The organism is Rhodococcus sp. BP22, assembly GCF_014281965.1.
Taxonomy (GTDB): domain Bacteria; phylum Actinomycetota; class Actinomycetes; order Mycobacteriales; family Mycobacteriaceae; genus Rhodococcoides.
Map to the genome: position 1 here is coordinate 144,454 of NZ_JACFTB010000007.1, position 15,814 is coordinate 160,267.

The window sequence follows — 15,814 nt, forward strand, 5'->3', positions numbered from 1 at the left end:
GTGCCGGGGCTGCACACCGCGGATCATTGACCGTGTAGGAACCATCGGTGTTGACAGAAGTGCCGCCGTAATCGCAGTAGCTGAACTCCGGGGCTGTAGGAGTGACGTACGTGTCGCAGTCAGCTTCGTACCCCGTGGTTCCATCGGAATACAATGCCGTCCCGGCCTGGTACACAGAGGGGTCGCCGCACTCGAACGTGATTGGCTGCGCTGGGGGTACCGGCTGCACGGCGGGTGCCGACGTCGGCTCCGTCGAAGTCGTTACGGCCGGTGTAGCCGACGTTGTCGTGACCGAACCGGTCTCTGCTGGCGTGGTGACCACAGGATCGGCAGAGGAACAGCCGAAGCACGCCATGGCCATAACCGCGATGATGATGTGCGATCTCTTGAGCACTAGAGCCTCCGAGCCTGGAAACGGGTGCGCACCCCAGCCCGTTCTCGACCATCGGCACATTCGACTACCTATCGCCCGATCTGCCGGAACCGTTTCCGCTCGTGCGTCATCGACAAACCTGTCGGCACCCTCGTGTACAAATGAAGTTGCAGGCAGTCCGGTAGTCCGGGCTCCGCTTTCGCCGACTTTCTCGGCAACACCTTCGCTCGACACAGAGGAGAACTATGGAACCAACACGCCTCGGGCCCAACGACATACCCGCTGGAGATCCCGGATTCATGGTCGTTATCGAGGTCGACCATCCGCTTTCGGACCTCACGCCCCAACGGCGTACCGAACTGCGTCGGAGCGTCGACATGGAGTCGGCACACGTGGAGGAGTCCGCGTTCGGGAATGCCCGGGTTGTCTTCCACACCGCCCACTGCGGATGGTGGGACGCAGGACGTCTCGCCCTCCGAACAGAAGAAAACGTCCGCCTGACGTGGCCTACCGTCGGAATCGAAATCTGCCGCGCCGACGTGTGGAGCGATGAACCGTTCTTCGATCACGAGCCTTACGGTCTTGGCGAGTTACCCGAGTGGTGCCTTCGGAGCGATCCGCGACGCAACTCGACGGTGATCGTGGAAGTCGAACCTGAAGGCGAGGTACCTCCACGCCTCCGGGACTCCGACCTGGTGAGCGTCATGTACACGAGGCGTGACGCACGAACGAGTCGTTCCTCTATCGGCCGGTCACAGATGATCGTCGAGCAGCACTTCCACCCCGCCAGCGCCGCGATGTCGACGGCTAAGTCCGCGTATGCGATCGGTAAGAATCGATCGATCACTCGGATTCGATCCGTGCGATCCGACGTCTATCGTGCCGAGATTGCGCATCGCGTTACGACCGACAGTCTTTCGGCCATGCCTCACATCCCGGAGTGGCATTACAACCTCGACGACGAGGGCTACCGATACGTCGTGGTGACCGACCTCCGAGTGCGGCTGGAGGGCTGGAGTGTCGAAAGTGTGGATGCCGACGAGACCGTTACGCGAAGTGACTTCACCTTCGGTGCCATCTGGGCCGACCAAAGTGGACGCATGAACAGCACCGACGACGGCTGGGCTAAGGATGCATGGGAAGCGCCGGTCGAACCCGGTTCACTCGTCCGTGCGTTCATCGTCGATGGTCGACGGTTAGAAGTCGATCAATGGGACTCTTTGGCCGCCTGGATGATCGAGTCGCTGTACGACAAGCCAGTCGGATTCATCGTCGAGGTTGGCCCCAGCGACTATGTCGCCGACTCCACCGATGACGCCCCGGTAGTGTGCTCACAGGTGGTCGTCCTGACCGACGGTGTGTTTATGCTCCGACGCTCCCGCACCGAACTCGGCCACCTACTTCTTGCGGACTATTCGTCCTCAGGCCTGCCTCTCGACGAGTGGCAGAACGACGGCCATTTCGAGGACTGCACCGACGGATATCTGTTCACCAAGGACATTCGTCTGGTCGCGCGGTCATGCATCGCGTGGATCCGAGTCAATGCCGGCGTGAACACGACAGGCAACATCGGTTGTTCCTACCGATTCGCCGACGAGCTCCCCCGATCCTCTTGACGCACCACCGAGAAGCTACTTTGCCCCCAACCGACAGGAGATAGAAAAATGAAAGATCTTGGATCGATCTACCGCGCAACCAAGCTGAAGGATATGGACTCTGCTGCTCTGGTGTTCGCCATCCTGCACGAGATTGACGCCCACCGTGTCGATCGAACGCAGCTTGGCAATGCAATGGAGTTGGCGACGGCCGCTCATCTGTCCCAAAAGCGGATTGGGCGTTCCGCATACCCTGCCGACCCCTACATCGTGCACCCGCTCAGGAACGTCTTGCGGCTGATCCGCCTCGGCTGCACCGACATCGACGTTCTCAGCGCGACTGCTTTGCACGACACCGTCGAGGATCAACCCCAGGAGATCGTGTCGATTCTGGACGAGTCACGGCTCTCGGAGGGATCCAATCAACAAGCGGCCCTTGAGCTCATCGCCGACAGATTCGGCGCTGAGACGTCCAGACTCGTTGCTGCGGTGACTAATCCGCCCACAGATACTGAGATTTCCAAGGCGGAGAACAACGCGGCCTACACCGCGCACGTTGCCGAAGTCATCCAAGATCCCAAGGTGTTCCTGGTGAAGTTCACCGACTTCGTCGACAACGCCGGCAGCGTGCAGTACCTCGACGACGAGGTCAAGCGAACGAAACTCGCAGCCAAATACGCGCCGGTGGTCGAGGTTTTCGTCTCGGCCTTGAACGTCAACCGAGGACTGCTCGGCCTGACTCAAAGCGGTATCGATGCCATTGATGCCAGGTTGACCGCACTGTCCCAGTCGTTGACACCGTTCTAACGGTCGGTTCAAACAGGGTCGCAACTGCATCGAGCATGAAAGCGACGACCGTTGACAAGATACTATCGTCGATACCAAGAAGCCACCGCCGTCACCGATCGCCTTGCCTCCGTCGATGGACGCGGCGACGGCGACGGCGACATTCAACAGGAACAAGCGCCATGTTGATCGGTCCTCAGCTATTGTGCTGCTATGACATCGCGCGGCGTAGACAGCACCCAGTCTGACCTAAATTCCAGACGGGAGGACTTCTTCGCGCGGTTCAGCAAGGCCAGGGATTTGGATTTGGCTTTGCGCACTGCTGAAAATCTAACCCCTCTATTCTTTCTCGTTACCGATGTAAACCATGTCGACCTCCGAAATGTCGGATTCGCTATATGCAGACTTGGAAAAGATCGAGAACGACAATTTCTGATAAACGGCGAGGTCGCAGCGTTCTTCGCTCCATGGAAAGACTTTCAACGAAGATCGTTCAATGTGATGACAAACGGCCTTTCGGCCCTTTCCGATTCTGCTCAAACTGCAGTTGGGCAAACAAATGTAAGATTTACACCATCTTCTAAGATCGTGCTGTTAATTACCGACGATCCGGATGCGCAAGCGAAAATCGACGAATGGCAAAGCTCTAGCGCATCGCCAACAACTGTGATAACTGTGCAAATTTCGGAGACCGATTCAAAAAAGACTTTGCAAAATCTTTTGATGCAATTGCGCTCAAGCCTAGGTGAACGAGACCTTTATAAGACTCAAAATCCCGTCACTGGTGATGATTTTTTTGGTCGACATTTAATGCTGAAAGAAGCTGCAGCCGCGATTCTGAGCGATCAAAATATCGCCATATTGGGACTCAGACGGTCAGGTAAGACCTCCGTACTCAGGGAATTGAAGCGCCAATTACTAGCTAAACAGGTAATCTTTACTCTCGGCGACTTTCAGGCTCTTGAAGAAGACAGCATATCCAGTCTGGCCACATCGATCGCAAAGAACCTGATCGACGATTTACGAATAGCGAGGGAATATGGACACAATGTATGGATAGGGGATCATAAAGAGCAAAAAATTGACGAAATTACACCTCCAGAATTATCAGATCGAATAAAGCGGTCAGCAGCAAGAAATTCTTCGATCAGATTTGTTATAGCCGTCGACGAAATCGAAAGCGCGGCCCGCTTCGCGAGGAGCAATCCCGCACAGATAAGAAGTCTGCTGGGCGCCCTAAGGGCCGCAGCTCAAGCTTGCGAGAACGTGTCGCTAGCATTTTCAGGTGTAGCCAACAGAATGTTTCGATCTTCCACACTTGGGACAGGCGATGACCAAGTCGACAATCCGATGTTTGGGCAGGTCAACAGCATGTACATTACCGCTTTTCACCTTGAAGAAACAAGACGATTACTTAAAAAACTTGGCCGGCCGATGTTTCTGGACTGGACAACTGAAGCAGTGTCGGACGTGCAACAGGCTACCGGCGGCATGCCATACTTCGTCAGAAATCTTGCCTCCGTCACCCGCGAGATAGTTTCAAGAGGAAGAGTTGACGAGTTCGATGTCTACACAATCCAGAGCACCGACGTTGCGACAGCCTTGAATAAATGGCGGTCGACCGCTGGTAGCGACTGGAACGCCCTGGTCGATGCAATGGAGCTGCACTATCCAGAAGCAGCTAATCTACTTGATCCCGCACTCACAGAATCTGAAGTAAATCAATGGATAAAGTCAGACACGGCGACTCAAGATGCAGCTGAGGATTTGACGAGTCTTGGCTTACTTGAGGAGGTGTCAGGTCGCTACGTGCGAACAGGTGCACTGCGCGCTATGCAGGCCTTGCAACGCAGACCGTCGACCGTAGGCCCAACCAGTGATTTTGCAGCACCGAACACTGAGCTAGGTCTTCTCCAACGGATCGAGACAGGAGAGTCTCACACTTTCGAGTTGAAAGAGTCATTCAGAATCAATACACGAACCCGAACTAAAGACAAGGAGATGGAGACCGAAGTTGCAAGGACGGTAGCCAGTCTTCTGAATTCGGCTGGCGGTACCTTAGCCGTGGGAGTACACGATTCGGGTGAAATTAAGGGGCTGAGCGCCGATCTGAAATTATACGGAAACGACCTAGATCCATTTGAACGATGGATTCTTGGCGACTTGCTCGGGCGAAGAATAGACTCTAATGCAATATCGCAACTTGTGGAAATCACGTGGCTGAAGGTCCGCGGTGCACTAGTTGCGGTATTTGAAGTACAAAGTAGCGGTACACCCGTCTGGCTTGACGACGAAAAGCTATTTGTAAGAATTGGCAATCAAACAAGGGAACTGAAGGGCCGGGACCTCGCTGGATTTCTGGCTAGCCGTTGAAGCACAAGCTTCTCCAGAAGAGCCACACAAGGCTCAGAGAATAAGGAGAGCAGATTTCCCGCTGGCCTTAGCTAGAGATCTTACGATTTGGCGGATTGATCACATTCGCGACCGTCCGCTAGTGTGTATTCACGGAAGTTCTGAAATTTCTATTCGATCACCAAAAAATTACATTCCGTCAGAAACAGGTCGGGCTGCCTGGCAATGCGAGCCGTCCCTAATGGTTGGCACATTTATAGGCATGCTGGCTGTGTATTTCTACTTTTCATGTCGTTGTCCGATCAAGACTGTGACACGGTGCAGGCTTGCCACGTCTTGCCGCCAATCGAGCCAAGACTGACGACCTCCATGTCGACCTCACGAATTCAGCGTACGTCCGCGTTACTGGCGACATACCTCCTTCGCCACATCAGCAACAAACAGTAGACCAACTTGGCAGTGGCCGCGTGGAGAGCGTCCCGGCCGAGTAGAAATCGGCCGCGATGGACAGCAGTGTTGTCAAGACAGCCACCGGAATCGACGACAGTTCCCGGCTTGGCGGCCGCGATAGTCGGACAGCAGTGTGACTTGGACCGAGCGGACGAGATTTGAGCGCGGAGAATGCGTTTAGGCGCGGCCGTGGCCGATGTACACCGAACGCATCACTATGCACCTGCTGTCGAAAGCTGCCGAAACCAACATCAGCTCTGATACACATGACGGATGGACCATCCCAGCGCAGCGCTATTAGTCCTTCAGCAGAATGCCTACTGGACAAGCGCAATTGCCAATTTGGCCGAGTTGTTTGCCGTCCACGGGGAAACCGCCCGTGGACGGGCCTCCGATTATGCCGAGGTGTATGCCGGTCGTCGCGGCTCGATGGTCATAGACGTTGTCGCGTCTCGGCAACGAAAGTATATTGGGCGAGTCTTGAAAATTGTCGACCGGTGGGAAGCAGCCTCCCCTGACACCACACTTCTGACACTTGCGGAGTCTGGGATCGACGCTCGGACATATGGCCTTCAAGATGCCGAAGCCACGACGATCAGAGCCGTAGCAACAAACCTGTCGGGGTTCGGCTCTACGATGGGTTTGAACGATAATGAGGCATGCAAGACCTGGGCCGACCAATGCGGAGGAGTAGAGCACGCCCCGAGTCTCGACCCCGTGGTCGGCAGTGTGAAGGGCATAGGTCCAGCGCTTTTTGCCTACATGCGGATGCGGTCCGGTTCGAGTGCGATAAAAGTCAATATTCGTGTACGGAAAAGTTTGCGGTCTTTGGGATTCAGGGTTCCAGATTCAGATCACGCCACCATGGTTGTCGCCCGTGTCGCCGGGGAAGCGATCGGCATCGATCTTTTGATGCTCGACCAGCTCCTCTGGCACGCGAACGGGTCAACCGACACCTGACAGGAAGTACTGATGAGCGATTCAGAAGCCATGTGGAGCAGAAAAGACGAGGTCGCGTCCTTACTCGCCCAGGACGAGACTGTGCTGGGCCGATTGTGGGGTTACGAACTCGAAGGCCTGAGCCCGCAGCAAATGGCGGAGCGCGAGGGATTGAACACCACCGGCTGGGTTTACAACGGCAGGAACCTCATTCGGGTGTTGCGAGACGGTCATGTACCGTCGGCCCCCACTATGGCCGAGCAGGCGGCCCGAAAAGTCCGTGCGTGGTTAACAAGGCTGGAGCTGTCCCCTGACCTCCGAGATGCATTGGTCGAGCAAGAGAAGCAGCTCAGTGCACGGGCGGCCGACAGCAAAGCACAAGATGCTGAAATCGATGTCGCTGTCGCCGATTCGGTGGCTGCTGAGAAAGCGAACACCTCCGGGATCTACGTGTACACGCTCCCCCACTACATCAAGCATCGCGCGGACGAAGAAAGCGGACGGACGTTCCTGAAGGTTGGACACTCGGCGCGTGACGCGTTCTACCGGGCGCGGTCGCAGGGTAGGTTGACTGCGCTGCCCGAGGATCCGATTCTCCTTAGGATCTATCCGGCCGATGAGTCTGCCAATATGGAACGTCTCTTCCATTCATGGCTCGAGGACGCCGACCACTCACGCTCCCGGACCACCCGGGGCGGATCGGAGTGGTTCTTGACATCACCAAAATTCCTCGACCGGATCGCAGCTTCTTTAGGCCTGTCTGTCATCGAGGTAACCCTCTACGACGCGGAGACGTAGACGTAGTCGGCTAATGCGATCTCTCGCATGGCAGCACAGCGTCATTGGTAGCAGCACCGACGAACACGGATATTCTCCGTCACGCCCGAGTCCGTCGAAGCACTGCTGCTGAAACAGGTCGTGCGAAAACCAATGCCATTGCACGCACGAGCTCCCCAGTCGCCCGCTCCAGCAGATCCGCATACACCGCCAACTGAGTCCAGTAAGCCTCAATCGTCTCAGCCGTAACCCCGACGTCGGTCTTGTAATCGACGATCACCAGCGACCTGTCGTCCTCGCGGTACACCAGATCCGCAATCCCTTCGACGACGATGGTCTCGCCCGGCGACATTCCGGCGAGCTGCATTTCCTGCCAATGCTCGCGCGCCGAAGCTCGCATCACAGGCTCGGAGCTGAACACGGACTTCGCCAAGTGTACGAAGCGATCAAGATCGACCAGACCTGCCAAAGCACCTGCACTTCGGGCGTTCTCGTCAAATACAGCGTCCAATGGCGTATCGAGCGGCACAACTTCTAACAACGCGTGCAGCGCGACACCGAGATTTGTTCCGCTCTCGACGGATCCGATCGATGGTGCGACCACCTCGATCGACTTCGACCGGAATACAAGACCCGCCGATCGATACTCCGACATCACGGCATAATGCACAGGCAGCACCGGATGCGCGACCTGCGTCGCGGACGCCGCCGATGGCAGCGAGGAGATCTCCGCCACCCGAGCTGCCTCGGCCTGCCACTCGGCCCAGCTCTGCAACGCAACCGAACTCGACTCGCCACTCTCCTCGACCCGCACTGGATCGATCAGATCGGGAATCACATTGGGGACGCCAGCGGTGCCGGCAGCCAGGGTCTTTCCCCAACTGTCTCGGGTACCCGCGTAACCCGAGACCGCGAGGAAGCTTTCCGCCCGCGTACATGCCACGTACAGCAGCCGCACTCGTTCGGCCAGCGTGTGTGCCTTCTCGTTGGCCGAGACTGTCTTGTAGTCGACGGATTGCACTGCCGCAGAGACATTGAGATGCATGGTCCCGTCGTCACCCCACACCACGGGATCGGATGCCGTCCGGAATCCGCCGCTCATGCCCGCAACGATGACCATCGGAAACTGCAGTCCCTTGGCGGCGTGCATGGTCATGATTCGCACGGCATTGACCCCAACTTCAGGCAACACCGCTTCGGTGACACGCGCATTATCGTCCTGTTGAGTCTGGGCCCAATCGAGATAGTCCCGGAGGTCGCCGCCGTCCTCGCCGTACCAGGCATGCGCCTGATCGATCACAAACCGCAGCCGGCGCCACACGTCCCGATGGCGCGGCGAATCCATGGACACCTCGAACACTCGACGGTCGGCCGCCAACCGACTCAGCAGCGCACCAGGACTGAGCAACCCCAGCTCGAACCACACCGATTTCAGATACACACGCCCCGCCGCGACCGGTGAATCTTCCAAACCCGCAGGTGGGTCGGAGAAGAAGTCCCATCGCCCTTCCGCTGCCTTCCACCGCAGCAAGTCATCGTCCCCGCAGCCGAACAGCGGCGTCCGCAGTGCGGCGACGACCGCAGCCTCGTTGGCCGTATCGGCCAGGGCGCGGCAGGTGACGAGCAGATCATGGACCTCCTGTGTCGAATAAACCAACGATGATGCTTCGGAACGGAACTCGATTCCGGCGTCGTCGAGAGATCGTTCGAGGAACGGCAGGACTGCGCGCGAGGGGATGAGAATACAGATATCGCTCAACGTGATTGGCCGGTGGGTGTACTCGCCAAACCCGCCCTTCTCCTTCCCCCATCCCTGGTCTAGCGCGGTCGCGATGATGCGCGCGACGTCTCGTGACTCGCGGGCGCGTAGCACTTCCGACGCAGTCAACAAGTGCTCGTCTTCTACTGCGTCATCGGTGTCTTCGAACACGAAGGGAGCCGGACCCCAACCCGTTCTATCCGACCACTCGGGTCGGCCCGGAGCGGGGTCGAGCGGCGTGTACTCAGGTTGGACATATCCGTCAGGGACGACCAATGATCCGAACACCGAGTTCACCCAATCCAAAACAGGTTTCGTGGATCGGAAGTTCGTGGTGAGTCGAACCACATCAGCGGTATCGGTAGCATCCCGCGCCGCCATGTATGAAGCAATATCGGCTCGACGGAATCGATAGATCGACTGCTTCGGGTCCCCCACTGTGAACAACCGGCCCGACTCGTCCGGACCGTCGACGATCAACCGTGCGATCTCGAGCTGCAGAGGATCGGTGTCCTGGAACTCGTCCAGCATGATCCGCTGGTAGGAGTCGTGCACGAGCCCACGGACGTCCCCGTCACGCAACACGTTTCGGGCGTAGACAAGAAGATCATGAAACTCGAGCTCACCTCGTCGACGACGTTCGGCGGCCTCGTCGACAATCACGCGAGATAGATGATGTACGACGATCGCCAACGCCGACGCGACATAGCGTGTCCGCTCGGCCAGAACGACGTCCTTCAACTCATCTAATGCTGAACGTATTTCGTCCACGCGGGCGGTACCACCGACCCAATTCGCGCCCCGGCCTTTGGCCCTACCTGGCTTCGGGAACCCGTCTTCACCCGCCAGTGCGATCCACATACTCGTCGTCTTGGCCGCGGCCATGTCCGATCGCCATTGCGCGAGCAACGACAGCCGCACTGCCAAACCGTCCGACTCGTCGCTGCAGTCCACACCAAAATCGACAATCTCGTCGGCAAGACGCAGGAGGGCATCGATATCCGCGACGGCCATCGTCGGGGCAACGTCGGCCAGGATCAAACGGTCCCAGCTTCGGTCGAGCGCGTCCGCGAGAGTTCGCACCTGATCGAGCGACGCTCCCGCGCCCAAGACGATGCGCATCGCGTCGGTGAGTCCATTGGGAGCGGTGAGTTCGTCGGCGAAGAGTGCAGCTCGCATGCGCCGCCAACGACGTTCGAACGACAATTGCGAGCCCATCGCGTCGACGACGGCGACGCGCGGCGGCACACCCGCCTCCAACGGATGTTCGCTGACGATGCGTGCTGCGAAGGAGTGCAGCGTTCCGATCGCGGCGGTGTCGATCTGTTCCATCGCCTTTGCAGCCGCATCGCCGTCGAAGGCTGCAAGGTGCGTTCGGACTCGTTCACGGAGTTCGGCTGCGGCCTTCTCGGTGAACGTGATGGCCGCGATGCGATCGAGTGCGATTCCGTCCTCTAGTACGAGGTGACAGATGCGCTGGACGAGCGAATGCGTCTTTCCGCTTCCCGCGCCGGCTTCGACGAACAGCGTTGCGGATGTATCGGTTCCGATTCGCGCTCGATCGCCGTGGTCGACCAGAAGGGTGTTCTCACTGGACATCTCAGTCTCCGTACTTCGCGCGGTAGTCGGCCAGCTCCGGCACGTCCCGCAGGCTCGACCACGCCCGTTCGAGACCTGGTTTGCCGAGAAGATCGACCAGCGGATTCGCCCAGTGGCTGGCAGGTGGGCGCGGCGGGAAGTACCCGGCTCGAATCAACCTGTGTACTCGGAAGATATCGGCTTTCAAAACGTCGACCGCGGCATCGGTCAGTTGGTATCCGATCGTCTCGTAGTTCGCCTTGTGGTTGACGAACCAATATCGCGTCGTGACGTTGTTCCCCATCGTCAGGGCCAGTAGTCCGTACACGGGGAGCTGGAACTTGGTGCCGCCGTCGGTCGGTTCGGATTCCGAGAGCTTTTTGTACGACGTCGCCTGGCCGGACTTGTAGTCGGTAACCCGAATTCGTCCATCGGTGTGCCGATCAATGCGGTCGATCTTGCCTGCGAACGCAACTTGCTCGCCCATCACATTGAGCAAAACCACGTCAGGCTCGACACCGAAATCCCGCTCGACGTGCACCGGCGTCCACCCGTCGGCACGATCGGCCCGGTCGAGTTCGAACCACTCCACGAGTTCGCGACGAATGATGCTGCTGTCCTTTTCCCACAGTTGCGGCAGCCATCCCGGTGCGTCGATGCGGGCGTCGGCAAGCACTTCTTCGGAGACCTCGATGAGGCGATCGAGTGTGGCGTCGAGGCCGCCGATCGTCCCCTGCACGTAACGTTCGAGGGAAAGGTGAATCAAATTGCCACGGGTCAGCGGATCGAGCTGCGCAGCGTCGTCAGGGTCATCGAGCGTGTCGACGCCAAGAACCGTCTTGACGAAGAAGCGGTAAGGACTGGCCACCCACTCTTCGAGCCTGCTCGTCGACACCGGTGCATCGAAGAACTTCACAGCGTTCTCGATGTCAGAGACGTTGCCGTTGAAGCGAGTGAATCGGCCGTGCAGCCTGTCGCTTCGAAGTTCCATTCCTGCAGCGACAATGGGGTCTTCGAGTGCGCCCCGCCGATCACGTGCTGAAACCTCGGCCAATGCACGGAGTCGCCATTCAGTTTCCGATGCGGCGCTATCGCCGATGCGACGATCTACAGTTTGCGTCGAGACGTCGAACGATTCGACCGTGACGATGGCCTCGACGTCTGCGGTCTGCTTCTGCCAGTCGACGACGCCGATCTTGCTTCCGGACAACGCATCGAGTGTGGGCATGAGCCAGCGCGATGGCACCTTCTCCGCTCCCCCGCGCATACTCCCGCGTGGGAAGGACACGATGCGGTGCTGCTGACCCGACGCCAGCGTGGCCAGGAATTGCGCCTTCTGGTGCTGGATCTCTTCTGCGAGCGTGCGACCCACCAATTCGCTAGGCAGCAGCGGATCCTCGCGTCGCGTGGCCGGGAGAATGCCCTCGGCCGCTCCGACGACGACGCAGACGTCGAAGTCGCGTCCCGCTCCGGCTGCGAGAGGGCCTACGGTAACGGCCGACGTAGTGGTTCCGACGGTCTCCGGCAACGCATCGATCCGTACCGAGATGGCGTTGACGATTCCCGACGCGGTCGGCTGCGGTGCGATGCCATCCATGACACCGAGCTCTCGGCAAATTGTGGTGAGGGCGTTGGTGTCTGCGGACGCGGGATCGTCGCTACGAGTCGATGATGCAGTGAAATAGCGCTTGAGCAGTGCGATCAGGTTGTCGGATGCTGCAGACCACGAGTCGGATTCGGCGATCGCGGTGAGGTCGGCACGTAGGGCAGTCACCAGTGCGTACAGCGATCCTGCAACTTCCCCGTCGCAATGCTCCGGCGCGATCGCGGCGAGCCGTTCCCAATCGACGCCTCCGACGATCTTGATGCTGGACCGGGTCAGTCGTTCCGCGCGCCGCAATGGCAGGGCTGTTCCTGCGTCGTCGATCCAACGGACGGCACGTTCGGACAGGATCGACAGCAGCTCACGTCGGGGCAGCGTGGCGGTGTCGATGCTGAGCAGTCGTTGCAAAGACCGCGCGACTGGTCGGTGCTTGAGAGTATGGCATTGCTCGCCGGCGAACTCGATTTGGCTACCACCGAAATGCTCGTGGATCAAGCGCAGGTACGGGTCGGCATTGGCGTAGTACACGCCGATGCGATGGCCCGGTGTTCCGCTGGCCAGATGCTTTCGTACGAGTCTGGCGACTGATCGGATTTCGTCATCAGCGTCAGAGGCGTGAATCACCATGGTGCCCAGCGGTTCCACCTCGGTCTCGATCATCTGACTGCGGTTCGCGAGAGCGTCGAGAAACTGCGATGCACCCACGTCCGCAGCCGTTGGGAGAAACATCACCACCGCACCCAACTCGCCTATTCGAGATGTGGCGGCGGCGTATGCCTCGTGCGGAAGATATTGCGTATCAGTGTGTCTGGCGGAGGCGGCAGTGTGTACGCGCAGCATGTTGCGCACCAGAGGAGTCGCGTCCGTGGGTGATGGATCAGCCACGGCACCGAGCGTGCGTGAGGCAGCCGCCAACGCTTCGGCGGTGATGGGCTGATCTGCGACGTCGGCGAAAACTCCGGGCTCGTCAGCGAGCACCTTTTGCACGGACGCGTCGAGATACGGAAACGGCAAAGGCACGCGGGGTGCCAGTGCCGGGACAGCCAGTGTGGCGACGGCCAGATCGAGCGTCAGGATTTGGGTGTTGGCGACCCCGCCGTGCCGGGCGAGGTACTGCAGAACGTCTCGGATAGCACCTCGGCTGGGCACGATCACCGTGACGAGCCGAAGTACTCGGTCCCCTTTCGCTCGAGTGACGGCGTCGACGAGGCGTTGATACAGATCATTTCCCACGCTTACATCATGGCCGACAGTCACCTTCCGCGTCGGCAGCTTGGCCAAGGCAGGCTGCGAGCAGTCACTATTCGGGCCAGATCCGCTGCTCGAAACCACCTCGCTCAGACCGTCTGTCCGAAGCCACTGCGTCGAGAGCCGCGTCGGTCAAGCCAAGGTGCGCGGCCAGTGCACGGACGACCTACGGGACGTCTGCTAGCTCCGCTGGCTTGTTCTCTAGCGTTGCATCACGCCACTCGTGGGCTTGTTCAAACAGTTGGTCGATCCACGCCTTTCCGTACTCTTCAATGTCGAGGGTTCATTACTTCGGGACGCGACCCAACACTTCGATGATCGACGGAATCACATCACAAACAAGTTTTCCCATGCTCAGTAGTGTGCAGGTATGTCGAATCCCTCGCCCGCTGATCCGCTGACACTGGGCCAGCATTTGGTCAGCGTTCTCGACACCGGCGCACGCGTCGCCACCTACAAATCGGCCGTGTTGGTAGCGCTACTCGAATTTTCGGTCGAGAACGTTCCCGACGACCACAGCTCCGCCGTGGATGTCGATCTCGACGACTTGGCCCAGCGGGTCGTCGGTCTCTACTGGCGGCAGGTGCGTGACTTCGACGGTCACTACCTACGCCAATCCACGCAGGCCAGAGCAACGATTCCGGACGCGGTCCGGGAGTTCGCTCGAGCTACTAGAACGGCCGGCCGAGAAACACCGTTGGACATCGCTGCACTGAGAAACCCTGATCTGTTCCGCGAGATGATCAAGACGGTGAAGCGCGTTCTCGCCACACAGCCGCTCTATCGCCTGCAGCGGGTGCCCGGCGGATACGCGAGTGAGCCATTTCTGTACGACGACGGCTGGATGAGCGACAAGATGGGCATCACGACCGTCCTGGCCCACGGCAACCGCATCACGCTGTACCCCGGAGTGTGCTTCGCTCTGGCACGAATGTCCGCGCTACTTAAACCCGCGTTGATGCTCGCATGGGTGGACGATGTCCGGCGAAAGAACAGCTTCCTCGACGACGACGTGCCGGATCTGGAAGGCCACCTGTTCGGCAGCGACCGCGTCGCGCTCGCACGTCCCCGAGCCGCGCTGATCGAGGCCTTCGGTCCGTCGTGCTTCTACTGTTCGACGCGCGTGGGGCCGGAGGCACATGTCGATCATGTACTCCCGTGGTCGAGGGTGGGGATTGACGGGCTCGCGAACTTGGTGTTGGCATGCCCATCGTGCAATACCAGCAAGTCTCAGCTGCTGCCCGCGCGGTCACACGTCGTACGAGCCCTGGACCGCGGTCGTCAATCCATTACCGACTTGGCGACAAGCATCGACTGGCCGGTGCAGTTCGATCGAGTGGTCACGTCCGCACGGGGACTGTATGCCAGCCAGCCGGCAGGCTCCCCAATATGGTGGGGCCGGAACAAGATCACGGCTTTACAAGTCGATTTCGCTTGGCTGCAGGGATACCGCATCGACCTGTCAAGCGTCGCCGAGCACCTACCGTCGACGAACACAAAAAGTTGATTCTGAAGTCGTCCGCGCCACTTCATTCGACTATGTCCATTCTCGACCGCTACCGGCATTCGATGCGCCGACGAACACGCGAACGAACAGCTGGTCACACGACAATTCTCAGAACGCGGACGTCAGCACTTGGACCGTTCCATCGAAGTGGCTACCCGGCTGCGCATCGACCGGAGCGTAGTTGTAGCGATGGCGTGTCGGCTCGGCAAGACGATCCTGCACCGACTGCGCAGTCATAGGCCCGATCGGGAACGCGGTCACAATCTGGACGTCGTCACCGGATACCGAGCCATACAGTAGCGCAGTCGAATTGCTCATGGGGTCGCGGATGTACACGGTCCGCATACACCGACGACGATCGACGACCTCGTCGACTGTCAAAATCGTCCGACTGTCTGCAGTCGGATCGGTCAAGGTCGGTAATGCAACTGACGCAACACGTTCCATCAACGGCACCGTCGAAGCGGTCGGAAAGAAAAACGACGGTTTCAGCCCGAACGCTTTCGCCAAATCATCGGTCAACCACCTCCCCCGCTTCAAGCCGTACGGAGTTTCGACCGAGGACAGCAAATAGCCGTAGACGTGCATGAGGCCCGCATGCCCGATGGGAAACTCGAATGCGCCGGGCACGCCACTGTGCAGCCACGAGAACACGCACTCGTCGAACACTGGCGCTTGCACGTTGTCTTCGATAACGGTGGACGAGGCCCAGTTCGCCATCTCGGCCGGGTTAGTCCGCGACGCCACGACTTGTTCACCAAACCACCGTGCGTTGAGGCCAGAGGGCTCGACTGAATTGCTGATGTCGCTCTCGATGCCCGACAACACGGACGAGATGTCCTTCACA

General features: G+C 59.0%; 9 protein-coding genes. 6 read left to right on the forward strand and 3 right to left on the reverse strand.

The annotated features are described in order from the left end of the window. The first annotated feature begins 618 nt into the window (after positions 1–618). From H2510_RS20870 to H2510_RS16590, 5 genes are all read left to right on the forward strand, one after another. Entirely contained in the window at positions 619–1,989 is a 1,371-nt protein-coding gene (locus H2510_RS20870; protein ID WP_261392986.1) for a hypothetical protein, read from the forward strand. 48 nt (positions 1,990–2,037) lie between these two features. Next, complete coding sequence (locus H2510_RS16575) at positions 2,038–2,775, forward strand: HD domain-containing protein (RefSeq protein WP_186629399.1); 738 nt, start codon at positions 2,038–2,040, stop codon at positions 2,773–2,775. Positions 2,776–2,967: 192 nt separating this feature from the next. Then, the gene (locus tag H2510_RS16580) at positions 2,968–5,127 is read left to right on the forward strand and encodes an RNA-binding domain-containing protein (RefSeq protein WP_186629400.1); all 2,160 of its coding nucleotides are present in this window, start codon (positions 2,968–2,970) and stop codon (positions 5,125–5,127) included. A gap of 702 nt (positions 5,128–5,829) precedes the next feature. Continuing rightward, a complete protein-coding gene (locus H2510_RS16585; RefSeq protein ID WP_186629401.1) occupies positions 5,830–6,516 on the forward strand; it encodes a hypothetical protein in 687 nt (228 codons plus the stop codon). A gap of 12 nt (positions 6,517–6,528) precedes the next feature. Beyond that, a complete protein-coding gene (locus tag H2510_RS16590; RefSeq protein WP_186629402.1) occupies positions 6,529–7,293 on the forward strand; it encodes a GIY-YIG nuclease family protein in 765 nt (254 codons plus the stop codon). 79 nt (positions 7,294–7,372) lie between these two features. Here H2510_RS16590 and H2510_RS16595 read toward each other — a convergent pair whose 3' ends face one another. After that, a complete protein-coding gene (locus H2510_RS16595; protein ID WP_186629403.1) occupies positions 7,373–10,630 on the reverse strand; it encodes an exodeoxyribonuclease V subunit beta in 3,258 nt (1,085 codons plus the stop codon). A gap of 1 nt (position 10,631) precedes the next feature. Continuing rightward, positions 10,632–13,445 (reverse strand): PD-(D/E)XK nuclease family protein, encoded by a 2,814-nt coding sequence (locus tag H2510_RS21105; protein ID WP_186629404.1) that lies wholly within the window; start codon positions 13,443–13,445, stop codon positions 10,632–10,634. A gap of 385 nt (positions 13,446–13,830) precedes the next feature. Here H2510_RS21105 and H2510_RS16605 point away from each other — a divergent pair, with 385 nt between their 5' ends. Continuing rightward, positions 13,831–14,967: an HNH endonuclease gene (locus H2510_RS16605; RefSeq protein WP_186629405.1), complete on the forward strand. Its 1,137-nt coding sequence runs from the start codon at positions 13,831–13,833 to the stop codon at positions 14,965–14,967. A 108-nt stretch (positions 14,968–15,075) separates the two neighbouring features. Here the strand turns inward: H2510_RS16605 and H2510_RS20645 are convergent, their stop codons facing one another. After that, on the reverse strand, positions 15,076–15,813 hold the full coding sequence (locus tag H2510_RS20645) for a hypothetical protein (RefSeq protein ID WP_222438827.1): 738 nt from the start codon (positions 15,811–15,813) through the stop codon (positions 15,076–15,078). Between the last annotated feature and the right edge of the window lies 1 nt (position 15,814).